This window comes from Streptomyces sp. CA-142005 (assembly GCF_050942335.1).
In the GTDB taxonomy this organism is placed as follows: Bacteria; Actinomycetota; Actinomycetes; order Streptomycetales; family Streptomycetaceae; genus Streptomyces.
In genome coordinates this window covers 9,285,787-9,303,199 of the sequence record NZ_CP192078.1, presented here as the reverse complement: position 1 = coordinate 9,303,199, position 17,413 = coordinate 9,285,787, and the positions used below count along the sequence as shown (strand labels likewise).

At 72.0% G+C, this 17,413-nt stretch carries 16 protein-coding genes; 9 read left to right on the top strand and 7 right to left on the bottom strand.

Translation table 11 applies throughout. From position 1 onward, the window contains the following. Positions 1-18: 18 nt before the first annotated feature. Entirely contained in the window at positions 19-618 is a 600-nt protein-coding gene (locus ACQPXS_RS42880) for a TetR/AcrR family transcriptional regulator (protein ID WP_433454890.1), read from the top strand. Positions 619-927: 309 nt separating this feature from the next. On the opposite strand, the gene pip is transcribed toward ACQPXS_RS42880, so the two are convergent. Then, positions 928-1,893, bottom strand: a complete 966-nt coding sequence (pip, locus tag ACQPXS_RS42875) for a prolyl aminopeptidase (RefSeq protein ID WP_433454889.1) — start codon at positions 1,891-1,893, stop codon at positions 928-930. Between the two features lie 229 nt (positions 1,894-2,122). Here pip and ACQPXS_RS42870 point away from each other — a divergent pair, with 229 nt between their 5' ends. Then, entirely contained in the window at positions 2,123-2,896 is a 774-nt protein-coding gene (locus ACQPXS_RS42870; protein WP_433454888.1) for a polysaccharide deacetylase family protein, read from the top strand. Between the two features lie 57 nt (positions 2,897-2,953). On the opposite strand, the gene ACQPXS_RS42865 is transcribed toward ACQPXS_RS42870, so the two are convergent. Next, positions 2,954-3,781: an alpha/beta hydrolase gene (locus ACQPXS_RS42865; RefSeq protein WP_433454887.1), complete on the bottom strand. Its 828-nt coding sequence runs from the start codon at positions 3,779-3,781 to the stop codon at positions 2,954-2,956. 177 nt (positions 3,782-3,958) lie between these two features. Between ACQPXS_RS42865 and ACQPXS_RS42860 the strand changes: the two genes are divergently transcribed. The 7 genes from ACQPXS_RS42860 (at position 3,959) to ACQPXS_RS42830 (ending at position 12,667) form a co-directional block, all read left to right on the top strand. Next, positions 3,959-5,167: an EfeM/EfeO family lipoprotein gene (locus ACQPXS_RS42860; RefSeq protein ID WP_433454886.1), complete on the top strand. Its 1,209-nt coding sequence runs from the start codon at positions 3,959-3,961 to the stop codon at positions 5,165-5,167. After that, positions 5,164-6,420 (top strand): iron uptake transporter deferrochelatase/peroxidase subunit, encoded by a 1,257-nt coding sequence (efeB, locus tag ACQPXS_RS42855; RefSeq protein ID WP_433454885.1) that lies wholly within the window; start codon positions 5,164-5,166, stop codon positions 6,418-6,420. The genes ACQPXS_RS42860 and efeB overlap by 4 nt, the downstream gene beginning before the upstream one ends. A 176-nt stretch (positions 6,421-6,596) precedes the next feature. After that, positions 6,597-8,438: a phospholipase C gene (locus tag ACQPXS_RS42850; RefSeq protein ID WP_433454884.1), complete on the top strand. Its 1,842-nt coding sequence runs from the start codon at positions 6,597-6,599 to the stop codon at positions 8,436-8,438. 158 nt (positions 8,439-8,596) lie between these two features. Continuing rightward, positions 8,597-9,577, top strand: coding sequence for an aminoglycoside phosphotransferase family protein (locus ACQPXS_RS42845; RefSeq protein ID WP_433454883.1), 981 nt, complete (start codon positions 8,597-8,599; stop codon positions 9,575-9,577). Positions 9,578-9,746: 169 nt separating this feature from the next. Then, positions 9,747-9,938, top strand: coding sequence for a hypothetical protein (locus ACQPXS_RS42840; RefSeq protein WP_433454882.1), 192 nt, complete (start codon positions 9,747-9,749; stop codon positions 9,936-9,938). Further along, the gene (locus ACQPXS_RS42835; RefSeq protein WP_433454881.1) at positions 9,935-10,960 is read left to right on the top strand and encodes a hypothetical protein; all 1,026 of its coding nucleotides are present in this window, start codon (positions 9,935-9,937) and stop codon (positions 10,958-10,960) included. Before ACQPXS_RS42840 ends, ACQPXS_RS42835 begins: the two co-directional genes overlap by 4 nt. Before the next feature lie 153 nt (positions 10,961-11,113). Then, positions 11,114-12,667, top strand: a complete 1,554-nt coding sequence (locus tag ACQPXS_RS42830; protein ID WP_433454880.1) for a N,N-dimethylformamidase beta subunit family domain-containing protein — start codon at positions 11,114-11,116, stop codon at positions 12,665-12,667. Between the two features lie 2 nt (positions 12,668-12,669). On the opposite strand, the gene ACQPXS_RS42825 is transcribed toward ACQPXS_RS42830, so the two are convergent. The 5 genes from ACQPXS_RS42825 to ACQPXS_RS42805 form a co-directional block, all read right to left on the bottom strand. Beyond that, positions 12,670-13,560 carry an SDR family oxidoreductase gene (locus tag ACQPXS_RS42825; RefSeq protein ID WP_433454879.1) on the bottom strand — a complete coding sequence of 297 codons (891 nt, stop codon included), beginning with the start codon at positions 13,558-13,560 and terminating at the stop codon, positions 12,670-12,672. Positions 13,561-13,632: 72 nt separating this feature from the next. Next, complete coding sequence (locus tag ACQPXS_RS42820) at positions 13,633-13,821, bottom strand: hypothetical protein (protein WP_366487009.1); 189 nt, start codon at positions 13,819-13,821, stop codon at positions 13,633-13,635. A gap of 508 nt (positions 13,822-14,329) precedes the next feature. Continuing rightward, positions 14,330-15,622, bottom strand: coding sequence for a hypothetical protein (locus ACQPXS_RS42815; protein WP_433454878.1), 1,293 nt, complete (start codon positions 15,620-15,622; stop codon positions 14,330-14,332). A gap of 40 nt (positions 15,623-15,662) precedes the next feature. Next, positions 15,663-16,541 carry a hypothetical protein gene (locus tag ACQPXS_RS42810; protein WP_433454877.1) on the bottom strand — a complete coding sequence of 293 codons (879 nt, stop codon included), beginning with the start codon at positions 16,539-16,541 and terminating at the stop codon, positions 15,663-15,665. Positions 16,542-16,756: 215 nt separating this feature from the next. After that, positions 16,757-17,350, bottom strand: coding sequence for a DinB family protein (locus tag ACQPXS_RS42805; protein WP_433454876.1), 594 nt, complete (start codon positions 17,348-17,350; stop codon positions 16,757-16,759). Positions 17,351-17,413 lie beyond the last annotated feature (63 nt).

The window sequence follows — 17,413 nt, the reverse complement described above, 5'->3', positions numbered from 1 at the left end:
CTCCCCGGAGGTGTCACCGTGAGCGACGGCAAGGCCATCAGCACGCATGAGACCCGGCAGCGCATCGTGCACGCGGGGACCGAGCTGTTCCGGCGCTCGGGCTACACCGGCACCGGGATGAAGCAGATCGCCGAGGCCGCCGAGGCGCCCTTCGGCTCGATCTACCACTTCTTCCCCGGCGGCAAGGCCCAGCTGGGCGAGGAGGTGATCCGCACCTCGGGGGCCGTCTATCTGGGGCTGATCACCACGCTCATGGAGCCGTGCGAGGACCGGGTGGCGGCCACCGCCGACGCCTTCGCCGCGGCGGCCGGCACCCTCGCCGAACTGGACTTCGCGGACCCGTGTCCGATCGCGACGGTCGCGATGGAGGTCGCGAGCACCAACGACACGCTGCGGCGGGCCACTTCGGAGGTCTTCGACAGCTGGATCGGCCACCTCGCCGCCTACTACGCCCAGGGCGGCATGGCCGAGCCCGCTGCCCGGGAGACGGCGAGTTCGGTCATCGCCCTGCTGGAGGGCGCCTTCATGCTGGGCCGGGCCGCGCGCAGCACCGAACCGGTACGGGCCGCGGGCACGGCGGCCGCGGCGATCGTCCGAGCGGCACTGGCCGGGGAGTGAGCCGGTCCGGCCGTCAGGTCCGCCGATGCGCCCGATGGAGGTCGCGGAGCAGGGCGATCTCGGCTCCGCGGCAGGCTCACCCCTGAAGTCCCCGCCGTCGCCGCCGTCCGTGACGGGCCCGGCCGGCCGGTGCCGCAGCCGCTCGCACGCGAAGTCGAGCTGGTCCAGCAGCGGGACGGGCCCCTGCCGGGCCGGGCGGGACGGGCTCCGGCTCCTGCCGACCGGCCGGTCTGACACGGCCGCTCCGCGCACCCCCCTTCATCTGCGCATGCCGCAGCATCCCGCAGTTGGAGGATCCCCCTTCGGGGGCTAGCCGCGGGTCGCGTACCGGTCGGTCGCCGCGACCAGCGCCTCCGCCACACCGGAACCAGTGGTGGAGTGTCCGGTGTCGTCCACCATCACCAACTCGCTGCCGGACCAGGCCTGTTGGAGCCGCCAGACGATGCCGAGGAGGTTGCCGAAGTCGAGGCTTCCCTGGACCAGGGTGCCGGGGATGCCCTTGAGCAGGTGGGCGTCGTGCAGGACCACGCCGTCGTCGTTGCCCTCGCCGAGGAAGTGGTCGTTGCCCCAGTAGTGCGTGACGGTGCGGGCGAAGCCCATGCGGAAGACGGGGTCCTCGAAGCGGGCGACGGAGCGCGGCGGCGCGGGGATCGTGGCGGTCTCCCAGTCGGTCCAGGCCCGGGCGGCCCGTTCCCGCAGCTCGGGGTCGGGTGATTCGAGCATCCGGCTGTAGGCGGCGGCGAGGTTGCCGTCGCGCTCGTCCGCGGGCACCTGGGACCGGAACCGTTCGAAGGCGTCCGGGAAGATCTTGCCGAGCCCCCGGGTCAGCAGCGCGACCTCGGCGTTCGACCCGGTGGCGACGCCCGTGAGCACCAGTTCGGAGACCACGCCCGGGTGGGTCTGCGCGTACCGCAGCGCGAGCGCCGACCCCCAGGACACGCCCCACACCAGCCACCGTGTGATGCCCAGGTGACGGCGCAGCAGTTCCAGGTCGGCCATGACATGGGCCGTGGTGTTGACGCTCATGTCGGTGTCGTGGCGGCTCGCGTGCGGTGTGGACCGGCCGCAGCCACGCTGGTCGAGCAGGACGATCCGATAGGCGGCCGGGTCGAACAGGCGCCGGGCGTACGGGGTGCACCCGGATCCCGGTCCGCCGTGCAGGACGACGGCGGGCCTGCCGTCGGGATTGCCGCAGGTCTCCCAGTACACGCGGTTGCCGTCACCCACGTCGAGCATGCCGTCCGCGTACGGTTCGATCTCCGGATGGAGGGCCATCCGGTCACCGTAGCGCCTGCCCGGACGCCTGCGACGGCCGATCCGGCTCTGAGCGGTGTCCTCCGACCGTCCCGCGCCGTTGATCCCGGCGGCATCTGTCGCGGAAGCGCCGCGGAATTGTCCGTGATCGGTAACAGCCGGATCCCGCGATCAACCCCGGCCGTCCTGACAGGTGCACGAAACGAAGGTGCACGACAGCACAGGGACACGGCACGGAACGGGGCGGGGCATGGCGCGGCACAGTGGGCGGGGTTGGTACGGCCGGATGCTGGCGGCGGCGGTCGGGGTGACCGCGGTGGCGGCGGCCACGTCGGTGTGGACCGCCGAGGCCGGTCAGCCGGGCGGGGGTCCGGCCGGGGCAGGTGCCCCGGTCCGGCACGCCGCACCGAAGACGGCGACCGTGTCCGCCGACATCGCCCATGCCTCGGAGGGGGGCGAGCACGCCGTCAACATCACCATCGACGACGGGCCGGACCCGTCCTGGACCCCGCAGGTGCTCCAAGTGCTGCGCGAGAACGGCGTGAAGGCGACGTTCTGCATGGTCGGCCCGCAGGCCAAGGCGCACCCTGAGCTGGTCCGGCAGGTGGTGGCGGCCGGGCACCGGCTGTGCGACCACACGGTGTCGCACGACACCACGATGGACAAGAAGTCCGAGGCCTACCAGTCGCAGCAGATCCTGGAGGCCGAGCGGCAGATCACCCAGGCGTCCGGCGGGGTACGGCCGATGTACTACCGGGCTCCGGGCGGCGCGTTCACCCCGTACAGCCGGCACCTCGCGGCCTCGCACGGGATGCGTCCGCTCGGCTGGAACGTGGACTCCAAGGACTTCGAGCGGCCGGGCACGAACACCATCGTCGCCACGGTTCAGCGGGAGGTGGCCAACGGGCCGACGATCCTCTTCCACGACGCGGGCGGCGACCGCTCGCAGACGGTGGCCGCGCTGCGCACCCTGCTGCCGTGGCTGAAGCAGCAGGGCCACTCATTCGGCTTCCCGGTGCGCTGAACGAGCCACGGTGGAAGGCCACTTGAGCCGATCCCGGGGCCGGGCGCGCCCAGCGGGTCATGGTGCGCGGCGGCTTTCGCGCCCGGCGAGAGTGCCGCCCTCGGCCACCAGGCCGCGGACCGCGCCGACGATCACGGGCCATGCCGCGGAGGACGTGTCGATCACCTCGAAGTGGCCGCATCCGGGAAGCTCGTGGAGGGTCGCGCCGGTCGTCGCGGCGTAGCGGCGGGACATGGCGACGGGCAGCGCCTCGTCCCGGACGCCGTGCACCACGACGGTACGGCCGGCGGGCGCGCCCAGCACCGCCGGGTCGGCGGCGGCGAACCGGTCCGGCACCCGGGCGCGTCCGCCGCCGAGCAGGCCGGCCACCGCGCCCCGCCCGCTGCCCAGTTCGTCGGCCCACGCCAGGTCGGCCGTGGGTGCGAGCGCCAGCACACCGAGCACCGCGGGCGGGGTGGCCGCCCGACCGGGGGCGCCTTCGGGCAGCCGGTGCCGGAGGGCGGCCCACAGGGCGAGATGGCCGCCGGCCGAGTGTCCGGCGTACATCACGCGCGCCGGGTCGATCCGGCCTTCGGCGGCCCGCGCGGCGAGCCCGGGCAGCAGGTCGGCGGCGCGCGCGGTGTCGGTGAACGTGACCGGCCAGCCGCCCGCGCCGCCGACCCTGCGGTACTCGACGTTGGCGACCGCGCAGCCGGTCTCCGCCGCGAGGGCCCGGGCGAATCCGGTGACGTGCCCCCGGTCGTGCTCGGCACGCCAGAAGCCGCCGTGGAAGAACAGCAGGAGCGGCAGGCCCGGTTCGGTCCCGGCGGGCAGGTACAGGTCGGCGACCTGGTCGGGATGGCCGCCGTAGACCAGCGGGAGGGAGGCGGCGGGGGCAGCGGACACGGCTATACCTCGTTTCGAGCTACCTCTTTTCGAGGTGAGTGTACGGCAGTGTCAGGCCACGCGCCGGTGAACCCCGGGGGAAATCTTGGCCATGGACGTCCTGGGACGACTGTTCGGATCCGGAGCGGTGCCTACCATGAAGCCGCTGCGTACTACGTCGTCCCGGAAAGGCTCGCCATGCCGTTGCCTCGCCTCGGCACGCGGTCCGCTCGTCTCCGGACGGCGCCCGCGGTGTTCGTCGCCCTCGCCGCGGCCCTCGCGGGCACGCTGCTGGCGTACTCGCTCGGCGGCCGGCATCACGGCGGGACCGCCGGCGCCCCGTCGGGGCACGTCGTCATCGACGTGTCGGAGAGCCACTGCGGCCGCGGCTGGACCCGGCCCGAGCCCGGTGTGCGGACCTTCGACCTCCACAACTCCTCCGACGGCGCCGCCGAGGTCTACCTGGAGGACCCGGGCAGCGAGGTCGTGTACGGCGAGGTGGAGGGCATCGGTCCCGGTACGACACGGCAGTTGACGGCCCGGCTGGGCAAGGGCACGTACGCCTTCAAGTGCGTGCCCGACGACGCCGACGCCGTCACCGGCCCCACCGTGCGCATCACGGGCGGACAGCGCGGCCCGGGCGCCGCGCCGGTGTCCGAGCACGACCTGATCCCGCCCGCCCTCTCCTACCAGAAGTGGGTCGGCACCGGGCTCGACGAGGTCGTCCGGCTGACGACGAAGCTCAACGACGCGATCGGCCGGGGCGACCTGGCCGCCGCCCGGTCGGCCTGGCTGCCGGCGCATCTGCAGTACGAGCGGCTGGGCGCGGCGTACGACGCCTTCGGGGACGCGGACGCGGCGATCAACGGCACCGACGCCGGCCTGCCCGGCGGGGTACACGACAAGGACTTCGCCGGGTTCCACCGCGTCGAGTACGGACTGTGGCACGGGGAGTCGGCCGCCGGGCTGCGCGCCCCGGCGGCGGCGCTGGTGAAGGCGGTGACCGGGCTGCGGGACGACTGGTCGCAGACCCGTATGGACCCCGCCCAGCTGGGGCTGCGCGCGCACGAGATCCTGGAGAACACCGTGCAGTTCGAGCTGACCGGCCGCACCGACTACGGCAGCGGCAGCAACCTCGCCACCGCCCGGGCCAACCTGGACGGCACCCGCCGGGTGCTGTCCGGGCTCAAGCCCCTGCTGACGTCCCGGTACGCCGGGCTCCCGGAACTCGACAGCGAGTTGGACCGCGCCCAGCGCACCCTCGACGGACTGCACCACGGCGATTCCTGGACCCCGCTGGACCGTCTCACCCGCACCCGGCGGGAGGACGTGAACGCGGTGCTCGGCGACCTGGTCGAGCGCCTGGCCTCGGTGGCCACCCTGTGCGACCCGCGGAGGACCGTGTGAGCGATCGTGTGAGCGACCGTGTGAACAGCGCCGAACGAGCGGACGGCCTGGGCCGGCGCGGCTTCCTGCGCGGCGCCGCCCTGGCAGGGGCCGGCCTCGCCACGAGCGCCGCCGCGCCCGCCGCCCCGACCGCCCCGACCGCCCCGGCGGCGTCCGTCGCCCCGTTCCACGGCGTCCACCAGGCCTCGGCCATCGCGGCCCCGCGCCGCTGCTGCGTGTTCGCCTCCCTCGACGTGACCGCCGAGAACCGCGCCGAACTCACCGACCTGCTGCGCACGCTCACCGACCGGGCCCGTCTCCTCACCTCGGGCGGTACTCCGTCCCCGGTGGGCATCACCGCCCCGCCGGCCGACTCCGGCGTCCTCGGCGACCGGTTGCCCTCCGGCCAACTGGCCGTCACCGTCGGCGTCGGCGCCTCCCTCTTCGACGACCGCTACGGACTGGCCGCGCTGCGGCCCCGGCGGCTGACCGCCATGCCCGCCTTCCCCGACGACGACCTCCAGGCCGACTGGTGCCACGGCGACCTCAGCCTCCAACTGCACGCCGACGAACCGGACACCACGCTGCACGCGCTGCGGGACATCGCCCGGCACACCCGGGGCGCCGCGCAGGTCCGCTGGCGCCTGGACGGCTTCTCCAGCCCGCCCCGGCCCTCCGGCACCCCGCGCAACCTGATGGGCTTCAAGGACGGCACCGCGAACCCGGACGCCACCAGTACCCGCGAGATGGACCGCCTGGTGTGGGTGGGCAGGGGCATGGGCGAGCCGGACTGGGCGGTCGGCGGCAGCTACCAGGTCGTACGGCTGATCCGGATGCTGGTGGAGTTCTGGGACCGGGTCTCGCTCAGCGAGCAGGAGCGGATGTTCGGCCGCTCCCGCTCCTCCGGCGCGCCCCTGGACGGCGACCACGAGCACGACACGCCGAAGTACGCCGACGACCCCAAGGGTGACGTCATCCCGCTGGACGCGCACATACGGCTCGCCAACCCGCGCACCCCGGCCACCGCCGGCCAGCGCCTGCTGCGCCGCGCGTACAACTACGACCGGGGCATGGACGCCAACGGCAACCTCGACATGGGCCTGCTGTTCTCCTGCTACCAGCAGGACCTGAAGCGGCAGTTCGAGACGGTGCAGCACCGGCTGGCCGGCGAGCCGCTGACGGACTACATCAGCCCGTTCGGCGGCGGGTACTTCTTCGCGCTGCCCGGCGTACGGGACGCCCAGGACTGGTACGGGCGCGGCCTGTTCAGCTGAACCTGTCCGGACAACTCGACCGCCGAATGGGTCAATACACAGTCAAGTTTTGCCCTGGCATCCCTGACTCGGTGTTCACCCCCACGCCATCATTGCTCCGCCGACACGCCCAACAACGGGCGGAGCATCCCTGCTCGTACGACGCACAGACGTTCTGTCCGGAGGGGTAGACCATCATGGCCAGCAGAGGAAGACGAGCCGCGATGCGGAGCCTGGGCGCGCTCGCGGGAGCCGCGGCGCTGACCGTGCTCGGCAGCAACGCGCCGGGCTGGGCGGCGGCGCCCACCGCGACGCAGGGCGGGCACTCCTCGACCGCGACGCCGATCAAGCACGTCGTCGTTCTCTTCGACGAGAACATCTCCTTCGACCACTACTTCGCCACGTACCCGAAGGCCGCCAACACCGACGGCACGAAGTTCACCGCGTCGAAGAACACCCCGAAGGACATCGACACCCTCGCGCACGCCGGGCTGCTGAAGAACAACCCGAACCAGTACGCGCCGAAGCGGCTGTCCCCGTCCCAGGCGATGACCTGCGACCAGAACCACAACTACGGCGCCGAGCAGTACGCGGCGAACGGCGGCAAGGCCGACCAGTACGTGCAGAACACCGAGGTCGACAAGTGCAGCGGCGGCCTGTTCGGCGAGCCCGGCCTGGTCATGGACTACTACGACGGCAACACCGTCACCGCGCTGTGGAACTACGCCCAGCACTACTCCCTGTCCGACCGCAGCTTCAGCTCGGTCTACGGCCCGTCCACGCCCGGCGCGCTGAACCTGATCTCCGGTCAGACGCACGGTGTCGTCTCCGTGGACCCGTCCACCGGCACCGAGAACCCCAAGCAGACCTCGACGCCGGACGCCTACACGGTCAAGTCCCCCGACGCCAAGGGCGTGGGCACGGTCATCAACGACCCCGACCCGGCCTACGACGACTGCTCGGACAAGGACCACACCAGCACCAACGCGCTGGCGTCCATGCAGGGCAAGAACGTCGGTGACCTGCTCAACGCCAAGAAGGTGACGTGGGGCTGGTTCCAGGGCGGCTTCCGCCCGTCGACCGCGTGGAACGGCACGTCCGGCAACTACGCCAAGTGCGACACCACGCACACCAACGTGGGCGGCGCCGCCGTGGCGGACTACAGCCCGCACCACAACCCGTTCGCGTACTACAAGTCGACGGCGAACCCGCACCACCTGGCGCCCAAGAGCGTCTCGGAGATCGGCCACAACGGTCAGGCCAACCACAACTACGACCTGACCGACTTCTCCGCGGCCCTGAAGGCGGGCAAGCTCCCGGCGGTCAGCTTCGTCAAGGCCGGTGAGTACCAGGACGGCCACGCCGGCTACTCCGACCCGGTCGACGAGCAGCACTTCCTGGTGAACCAGATCAACGCGATCCAGAGCTCGCCGCAGTGGAAGTCCACCGCGATCGTCGTCGCCTACGACGACTCCGACGGCTGGTACGACCACGCCTACGTGATGCCGAAGAACGGCTCGACGGACACCTCCCTCGGCTCCAACGGCAAGGCCACCGACAGCCCGGCCTGCCAGAACGGCCCGAAGGCGTCCGGCGGTTACGCCGACCGCTGCGGCCCCGGCACCCGCCAGCCGCTGCTCGTCATCTCGCCGTACAGCAAGGTCAACAAGGTCGACCACACGCTGACGAACCAGGCGTCGATCACCCGGTTCATCGAGGACAACTGGCGCACCGGCCAGATCGGTGACCACTCCTTCGACGCCACGGCCGGCTCGCTGGCGGGCATGTTCGACTTCCGGCACCCGAACAACAAGCAGGTGCTGCTGAACTCCGACGGCTCGGTCAAGCACGTCGGTCCGATCCAGCACGTCGCCCCGGTGTCCACGAACATCACCCCGGGCCCGGCCATGCAGAACGCGGCCGCGACGACCGACGCCTCCGGCTTCCCGACCCTCCCGGTCGGCCTCGGCGTGGGTGCCCTGCTGGCGGCGGGTGCGACCGGCACGTACCTGACGCTGCGCCGCAAGCAGCACGCCTGATCCCGCAGTCCCGCACACAGTGACGCGCCCCCGGTCGGTGACCGGGGGCGCGTTCGCGTCCGCATACGGCCCTGCGGCGCGTCACCGGACGAAATGGGTGGCCGGCTCCCCGGTGGTGATGTTGAGATGGCGCGGTGCAAGGTGAGTTCTCCATCGTCGTGGACCGAAGCAGATACCAGTACGCGCCGACCCCGTGGGAGCAGGAGTCCTGGCGGGCCTCGGCCCTGGACTGGGTGGCGGAGCAGCTCGCCGCTCATGGCCTGCGGGCGAGCGGTGAGTTGCGGGTGCGGCTGCGGCCGTGGTCGGTGCTGGTGCGGGTGCCCGTCGAGGGACGGGAGGCCGTCTGGTTCAAGGCGAATCCGCCGGCCAGCGCCTTCGAGGGCCCGTTGACCGCCGCACTGGCCCGCTGGGTGCCGGAACACGTGCTCCGGCCGCTGGCCGTCGACGCCGCGCGTGCCTGGGTCCTGCTGCCCGACGGAGGAGAGCTGTTCCGTGACGTGCTCGCCCGGGAGCCGGTCGAGCCTCGCACCTGGGAGGAGCTGCTGGGCCGGTACGCGAGCCTGCAGTGGGCCCTCACTCCGCACGTGCGCGACATCGAGCGGCTCGGGGTGCCCGCCACCCGGACCCCCGACCTGCCCGAGGTGTTCGACGCGCTGCTCACGGGGAGCACCGCGCTGCGTCCGGAGGCACGCGCGCGGCTGGAGCGGCTGCGGCCCCGGCTCACCGAGTGGTGCGCCGAACTCGCCTCCCTCGGCGTCGAGGACACCCTCGACCACGCGGACCTGCACGACGGCCAGCTGTTCCATCCGGCGCCGGGCCGGTTCACCTTCTTCGACTGGGGCGACGCGGTCGTCTCGCACCCGTTCTGCAGCCTGCGGATCCCCGCCGAGAAGGCCCGCGCACGGTACGGGCCGCGGGTCCTGGCCCGGCTGCTCGACGCCTATCTGGAGCCCTGGACGGGCGCCGGCCGCACATCCGCGGACCTGCGCCGCGCCGCACGCCACGCCTGGCGCCTGAGCGTCCTGGGCCGCGCCGCGTCCTGGGGCCGCACGTTTCCCGACGCGTCGGGCGCCGGACCGAACACCGAACAGCACAGCTCCGAGTCCCTGCTGGAGATCTTCAACGACCCACCGTTCTAGGCGAGTCCGCCCGCTGGCCCCGGATCGGGCACCGGGGTGCCGGGGCAGGGCGGCCGGCCGGTTGCCGGTGCGCCGACGGGTCGCGGCCGCACCGAGCGCCCCTCCCCTTCGGCACCCGTCCCCGCGCACGCTCGCCGCCCCCGCCACCCCGCGCCGGACACTGGGCCCTATGACCCGTACCCGTGCGCCCGCAGTCCCCCCGCCCGGCCGCCGCACCGTGCTGGCGGCCCTCGCCGGTGCCGCGCTCGGCGCGGCCGGCTGTTCCGCCCGTACGCCCCCGGCCACGCACCCGTCCCACAGGCCCCCGGCCACACACCGGTCCCAGCAGTCCTCGACCGGCACGGGACACTGGGCCGTATGACCCGCACCCGTGCGCGCGCAGTCCCCCCGCCCGGCCGCCGCACCGTGCTGGCGGCCCTCGCCGGTGCCGCGCTCGGCGCGGCCGGCTGTTCCGGCCGTACGCCACCGGCCGCGCACCCGTCGCACATGCCCCCGGCCGCACACCGGTCCCAGCAGTCCTCGACCGGCGCCGGGTCGCCGTCCCCCTCCCCCGCTCTGCCGCGCACCACTCCCTGGCGGCCCACGTCCGCCGAAGTCCAGCCGGCCGCGAAGCTGCGCGCCGTGCAGGTGGTGGAGGCGATCGGCGCGTGGGGCGACGGGCACGGCGGCTCGGCGCCGGCCCGGGCGAGGGTCGCGGCGCTCGGGCTGCCCACGGCCCTCGTCGGCCAGGCCGGGCCGCTGCTGCCGGCGGCCGACCAGGCGGCACTGCAGGTCGTGGATGCGCAGTACGGCGGGATCCTGTCCCGGTCGGCCAGCGTGCTGGTGGTGTGCCGGCAGTGGACCCGGCGCGCCGGCACGGTGAAGCCCGGCGGGACGACGGTCGACGTGCGCCTGTCCCGCTCGGGATCCGGCTGGACGGTCGATGCCCTGCATCCGGCGCACCCGGGACCGGCCGCACGGACAGCGGCGCCGGACATCCGGAGCGTGCTGTCCGACGACCGGATCATGCTGCCGCCCGCCGCCGTGGCGGACCTGCGCAGTGGCCGGGTGCACACCAGCGTGGCGAAGGCGATGCTTACGCTGGCGCGGACGTACCGGCTGGAGGTCAGCGTCGTCCGCTCCGGGCATCCACTGGACGTGTTCGGCACCAGCCGGCCCAGCGACCATCCGCGGGGCCGGGCCTTCGACGTGTGGCGGATCGACGGCCACGCAGTCGTCGACCCGGCGACTCCCCGGAGCCTGATCGAGCGGTTCATGCGGGACGCGGCGGCCGCCGGGTCGTACAACGTGGGCGGTCCCGTACTGCTGTCGGGCGGCAGCGCCGGTCAGTTCTTCAGCGACGCCACTCATCACGACCATGTGCACATCGGCTTCCCCACCTGACCGCACCGCACGGCGTCACCCGTTCGGCCGCACCGCCGGTGACCCGGCCGGACAGGGCCGCACGGCACGCCGACCGGTGTTCACCCGGCTCCGCGGGTTGCGCCAGCCGCGCGGGCGTCGTGACGCTGGAGCCGACACACCCCGGGAGGTGAAGTGGCTCCGGCACACGACACCACGCCGTCGGACGGCCTCGGCCGCCGGCGCTTTCTCATCCTGAGCGCAGGCCTGGGCCTGGGCACGGCCGCCGCGTGCACGACGGCACCGCCGCATCCACGCTCCACCACGGCCCCCGACGGGCGGCTGCGGCCCGAGGCGGAGCAGGAGGCCCCGGGCACCGCCGACTGGCGGCTGGCCTCCACCGCCCCGCCGGACGCGGTGGCCGGCTACACGGACCGGGTGAGCGTGACCCCGGGCGAGCCGGTCGGGCTGCATGTGTCCACCACCGCCGCGGCGTTCCGGGTCTCGGCGTTCCGGGTCGGCTGGTACGGCGGCAAGCAGGCCCGCCGGATCTGGGCATCCGGGCGCGTACCCGGCCGCGCCCGGCCGGCCCCGCGCCTGCTGGGCACCACCCGCACGGTGCGCGCCGACTGGCCGGTGACACTGCCGGTGGACACCTCGGACTGGCCGGAGGGCGCCTATCTGCTGCGGCTGGAGGCGGACACCGGCCACCAGCGGTACGTTCCGCTGATCGTCCGCTCCACCGACGGCACGGGCCGTACGGTCCTGCTGCACGCCCCGGCCACCTGGCAGGCGTACAACCGCTGGGGCGGCAGCAGCCTCTACAACGGCTTGTCCGGCGCGTACGCCACCCGCTCGCTCGCGGTGAGCTTCGACCGACCCTACGACGGCGAAGGCGCCGAGAAGTTCCAGGTGTACGAATGGGCACTGGTGGTGCTGGCCGAGCGCCTCGGCATCCCGCTCGCCTACACCACCGGCGTGGACGTCCACCGGGATCCCGCGGTGCTGCGTGGTGCGCACGCGGTCGTCTGCCTGGGCCACGACGAGTACTGGACGCCGGAACAGCGGGCCCATCTGACCGCCGCCCGGGACGCCGGCACGAACATCGCCTTCCTCGGCGCCAACACCTGCTTCCGCCGGATCCGGCTGGAGGCCGGGGAGGGCGCGGACGACCGTACGGTGGTCTGCTACAAGACCGCCTACCGCGCCGACCCCTGCTACGGCTCCCGGCCGGCCCTGGTGACCACCGACTACCGTCTTCCACCGGCCGCGGATCCCGAGTCCTCCCTGACCGGCGTGCTCTACGAGGGCTATCCGGTGGACGCCCCCTACGTCGTCCGCGCCGCCGACCACTGGCTGTACGAAGGCACCGGTGTGCGCTCCGGCGACGCTTTCGCGCATCTCGTGGGCGTCGAATACGACCGGATCACCCCCGGCGCGCCGACCCCCGGCCCGCTGGAGATCGTCGCGCACTCCCCGCTGGTCTGCGACGGACGCCCCAGCCACAGCGACTCGGCGTACTACACGGCCTCCAGTGGCGCCGGCGTGTTCGCGACCGGCACCATGCGCTGGGTGGAGGGCCTCGTGGCCGGGACCGGCATGTGCGGGCGCGACCACGGCATGGACACCCGTACCCGTGCCTTCGTCACCCGCACCACGGAGAACCTCCTGCGCACGTTCGCGAAGGGCCCCGCGGGCCGGCACGCCCCGCCGCCGCGCGCCAACCTCCGCAGGGTGTACGAGACCTGAGGTCAGGGCAGCGGGGTGCCGCCGGTCGCGTTGAGGATCTCGGCGGTGATGTAACTCGCCTGCGGCGAGGCCAAGTACACGTAAGCGGGGGCGAGTTCGGCGGGCTGGGCCGGGCGGCCGAGCGGAGCCTGCTTCCCGAACTCCTTCGTGTCGGGCAGGGGCGCGGGGATCAGCGGCGTCCACACCGGCCCCGGCGCCACCGCGTTGACCCGGATGCCACGCCCGGCGACCATCTGCGCGAGCCCCTGCGTGAAGGTGACGATCGCACCCTTGGTCATCGCGTAGTCCAGCAGATGCGGGCTGGGCTTGTACGCCTGCACGGACGTGGAGTTGATGACGCAGCCGCCGGCCGGCATGTGCGGCAGGGCGAACTTGGTGAGCCAGAACATGCCGTACAGGTTCGTCCGCATGACCCGGTCGAACTGCTCGGTGCTGATCGCCTCGATGCCGTCCGGCTGGGACATCTGGTAGGCGGCGTTGTTGACGAGGACGTCGATGCGGCCGAACTCGGCGACCGCCCGCTCGATCAGCGCCCGGCAGTCGGCCTCCTCACGGATGTCGCAGGAGACCGCGACCGCCTTGCGTCCGGCGTCCTCCACCAGCCGGGACGTCTCGCGGGCCTCGCTGTCCTCCTCGGCGAGATACGTGAAGAGCACATCGGCGCCCTCCCGGGCGAACGCGAGCGCCACCGCCCGGCCGATCCCGGAGTCACCGCCCGTGATCACGGTCTTGCGGCCGTCCAGGCGGCCTGCGCCGCGGTAGGAGTCCTCGCCGTGGTCGGGCTGCGGGTCCATCGGGCCGGTCCAGCCCGGATGCGGCTGGTCCTGGGAGGGGAAGTCGGGGCGGGCGTGCTGGGTCACCGGATTCGGCCGGTCGGCGTGCTGGTCGGTCACGGCGGCCTCCTGCGTGCGGGGCGGACGGGACGGCGACCGGGTTCCCCGGACCACGCGGACGGAACAGCCCGGTCAGTCCATCGCCGCGTGCCGTCCGCCCGCGCGCAGGTGGTCCCTGCGGGCGATGTTGTAGAGCCGCAGGAGGTGCTTGGCGACGGCGCAGGCCGCGCCGTCGGCATGGCACTGACGGCAGGTCCGCATGTGCTGCTCATAGGTGAGGCGCGCGTTTTCCAACGCGTCGTTGACAGAGGACTCGGACATCTCGGCATCTCCGGGTAGGGCGGGTCCTGGGACCGCGCCAAGGTGACTGACTGGTAACCCGGAACCAAGGTGATCATGTTACTGGCGGTACTGGGAAACCGTTCTTAGGGTTGTTGGCCAGTTTTGGCCAACTCCCCAAAATCCGGACATAAGGTGGTCCGGTGGCCTCGCGAACGGTCTTCGAGGTCAGGGAACAGCGTGAGCTGGTCATCTTGGCGCAGTCGGGTCTTGTCGCCTGCGTTTGGCGTGCCCGCTGTCCTGGGTGGGCTCACGGTCCCACGCGTCCTCGGGACGTGCATGGTCTGGCCGGTAGCTCTCCGCTGTCCGATCCTCTGGTCGTGAGCGGTCACACCTGGCCGTCGCCGTGCTCGGTGCCCGAGTGCGCGTCGTCCAATCGTCACGCTGGCGCCGTGATGCCGCGTGACGGTGATCTTCTGGTGCTGCTGCTGGAGTGGATGCTGCCAGTGCTGGCCGCCCCAAATCGAGGTGTAGGCGGGATCCACTGCGATCACCACAAGGCCCTGGTGGAAGGCCATGCCCCGGAGTCGTTCACGGAAGCGGGCGGTGGGATCCCGGCCACGGTGCGGCGGAACGTCTTCCCGCGTCCGCCTCGACCCATGGTCTCCCGGCCCACAGCGCGGGCGTCGTCGAAGCCTAGGTTCTCCACCGCGATCCCGGCGCAGCTATGCTCCTTGGCGATGCGAATCAGCTCGGTGACCGCGGTGCGGAGCCTTCCGTCCCGTGTCGAGGCGGGGCCGGACATCTGCAGGGGTACAGTGATGGGGTCGCCGATGGGGTTGCCGTGCGAGTCGAGCAGGTAGGCAGCCAGGTGATCGGCGTTCAGGTCGATACCGAGCAGGCGTTCGCCGGATGCCTGGATCTCCTGCGGCGTCGGCAGCACGACAGGATCGCAGGACCACGAGGCATCCAGGTACCAGCGGTCACGCTCCGGGTCGTACACGATGTCATAGCGGACGGCCCGGTTGGCCAGCGTCCGGTCCAGCCATTCCGCACGGCGGTGCGAGAAGGCCACGGTGCAGGCCAGGTTGTACCGGCCCCGGGGGGCGTTGGCCAGCTGCCGCAGCGGCTCGGGCAACACGATCGACACCTGGCCCTTCTCCGGGTGGACGCTGATGGTGTAGTTCCCGAAGGGGGCGCCGGATTCTCCATCGGCGGTGAGGAACAGCCGCTCAGCCACCCACCGCTGCCGCCACTCCTCGACGGTGAGTTCGGCCTTCTCCAGGTTGTGCCGCAGCTTCGCCAGACGGCGGCCACCCACCACGATCGACGGGCGCCCGGATTCGATACGGGCCTCCACCACCGTTAGCCGGGCGGTGAGGATCTGGAAGCGGCGCTGCTTCTCGTAGCGCTCTGCCTGGTCGGCGTAGCCCCGCGTCTTGCCCGCCGCCTTGCCGCAGGGCGCGGCAAGGCGGCGGGAGATCGTGCGGATAGCGCGGCGCAGGCAAGCGCGCTCATCGAACAGGGCGCGCATGCTGAGCTGGTACTGGTCCTGCGAGGCGCGGGTCATCGCCCCCGCCCAGCGGGACGACGACACAGCGGTGAGGTTCTTCTTCCGCGCAGCGCGCTGGTTGTCCTTCGCCTTCACCCTGCCTACCGATACGCGCTCGGCGAGGTCGGCCCGCTGGTGGTGCCCGAGATGCTCACCGACGAGCCACAGAACCTCGGCCTCATCGGTGGTGACGCACAGCCGGTCCCGGATACGGGCGCCGGTCGGTGCGGCGACGGTGAAGGGTACCGCGAGCGTGCGCAGCTCGCGCTTCTTCTTACGACGTCGCGGCATGCTCGCGGACCTCCCTTCGGTGTCTTGTTGGGGGTCGGTGTCAGTTGTCTACGGGATAGGCGTCGAGATAGCGGACACCCTGCTCGGGCGGGACCGGTTCTCCGGTCTCGTGGTCGATGCAGTGAGCCTCGAAGGTCTGTTCCTCGGTGAACGGGTGGAATGCACCGTCCACCAGGTACCAGCAGCGCAGCTCCTTGACGGGGATCTTCGTCCCGTTCGGAGCGGTGTGCGATATCGCGTGGGTGAAGGTGCGGACGGTGATGCCCAGTTCGTCTCCGTCGTGGACCATGCGGTGCAGTCCGGCAACAACCATAGGGTTTTCGATCTCGACGGAGCCGTCCTTGCCGATGGTCACACCGGTGCTCCAGCCATTACTGAAGGTCACCAGGTGATTCCCTGTGCCGGCGGGGGCGACCAGGTTGTTGATGGTGGCCTGGGCGGGGCTGCCAGGTTGGATGGCGAACGCGGCAGCAGCAAGATCCCGTGCCTTGGCGAGCGAGGCGATCTTTTCGTCGCTGGGGAGTTCGTGCCGCCAGCCGGTGAACGATCCGACCGCGTTGTGGCCGATCACGGTAACCATGCCCGCGCTGCCTGGCGGCTCGTAATCGCAGGCACCGCGCCCGCAGTACAGGCCCTCCCAATCCTTCCGGCGACGCGCTGTTGTGGGCTTGACCTCGATCGAGAATCCGCAGCCTGGGCAGGCGAGAGCAACCTTCCCGGCCTGATTCTTGGCCTTGGTACTGGATCGCTTCTGCTTCTCCAGCAGGAACCAGCTTGGTGGTTCCTCGTGCCACCGCGCTATGTCCTCCCGGGCAGGAAACTGCTTTCCCTTCCGCTTGAGCAGCCGCCGAGTAACCCACTCGCAGTCGCCGCCGAGCGCCATGCGGATCTCCTCGATCGTTGCGCGGCTCTGATGCAAGGAAGCCTCCTTCATCAATTCGCAACTCGCCGTCCAAACAGTACGCATGGCCAACACTGACCTACAAATCGCCTTCCTCAACAGTCGACTTGACCGTCCTCGTCAGCGCACGGGCCTTCGCTGACCTGGAGCCGTACAACCGGCCGGAGAAGGAGGTGACGATGGTCAGCATGTCCCGCACCAGGTCCCCCTCGCCGGCCTCGTCCAACTCCTCATCACCCCTGCGATCTCCAACCGGCAGCAACGACGGGAGTACGATCTCGGCCAGCATGGCGGTGCCGAATCACCGCTGCGGTGATGTTCGCGCCGTCGAGCGCCTCCCGGATGATGTCCGCGTGCCCGGCGTGCTGGGCCGTCTCGCGGATCAGGTGCAGCAGGATGCGCCGGGCGGACCAGTACTCGGTCTCCGGCGGGGACCAGGGGGTCCTCGGCAGCGGCACGGTCCGGTCCGGATCGGGCAGTGCCGCGACCGCCTCCTCCAGCGCGCGGGTCCCCGCCGCGTACTCCGCCAGCAGCCCGGCGAGCGTGTCGCCGTCCGCCATGCGGTACTGGCCGAGGTCGAGCATGCCCTCCGGCAGCTCGCCGTCGCCCCTCGCCATGATCTGTGCCCACACCCGCTCGCCACGCGCCAGATGCTTGACGATCCCGCCCAGCGTCAGCTCGCTCACCGTGGTCCGGCGGGCCGCCTCGGCGTCGCTCAGCCCGCGCACGGTGATCAGCAGCAGTTCCCGCTGCTCGGCCAGGGCTCGCAGCAGCTCGGCGCGCTCGCCGGACGACGGGGACTCGCGGTTCTCCGAAGAAGTGACCATGGAGCGACCGTAGGCCCCGAGTAGGTCGGATCCTGTCCGCTATGACGACGAGCGGACGCCGCT

Coding starts and splice junctions, on each gene's coding strand:
- pip (WP_433454889.1), bottom strand. CDS start 1,893: ATGGCCCTCCATCCGGAGATCGAACCGTACGCGGACGGCATGCTCGAC.
- ACQPXS_RS42870 (WP_433454888.1), top strand. CDS start 2,123: ATGGCGCGGCACAGTGGGCGGGGTTGGTACGGCCGGATGCTGGCGGCG.
- ACQPXS_RS42860 (WP_433454886.1), top strand. CDS start 3,959: ATGCCGTTGCCTCGCCTCGGCACGCGGTCCGCTCGTCTCCGGACGGCG.
- ACQPXS_RS42850 (WP_433454884.1), top strand. CDS start 6,597: ATGGCCAGCAGAGGAAGACGAGCCGCGATGCGGAGCCTGGGCGCGCTC.
- ACQPXS_RS42840 (WP_433454882.1), top strand. CDS start 9,747: ATGACCCGTACCCGTGCGCCCGCAGTCCCCCCGCCCGGCCGCCGCACC.
- ACQPXS_RS42835 (WP_433454881.1), top strand. CDS start 9,935: ATGACCCGCACCCGTGCGCGCGCAGTCCCCCCGCCCGGCCGCCGCACC.
- ACQPXS_RS42820 (WP_366487009.1), bottom strand. CDS start 13,821: ATGTCCGAGTCCTCTGTCAACGACGCGTTGGAAAACGCGCGCCTCACC.
- ACQPXS_RS42815 (WP_433454878.1), bottom strand. CDS start 15,622: ATGCCGCGACGTCGTAAGAAGAAGCGCGAGCTGCGCACGCTCGCGGTA.
- ACQPXS_RS42805 (WP_433454876.1), bottom strand. CDS start 17,350: ATGGTCACTTCTTCGGAGAACCGCGAGTCCCCGTCGTCCGGCGAGCGC.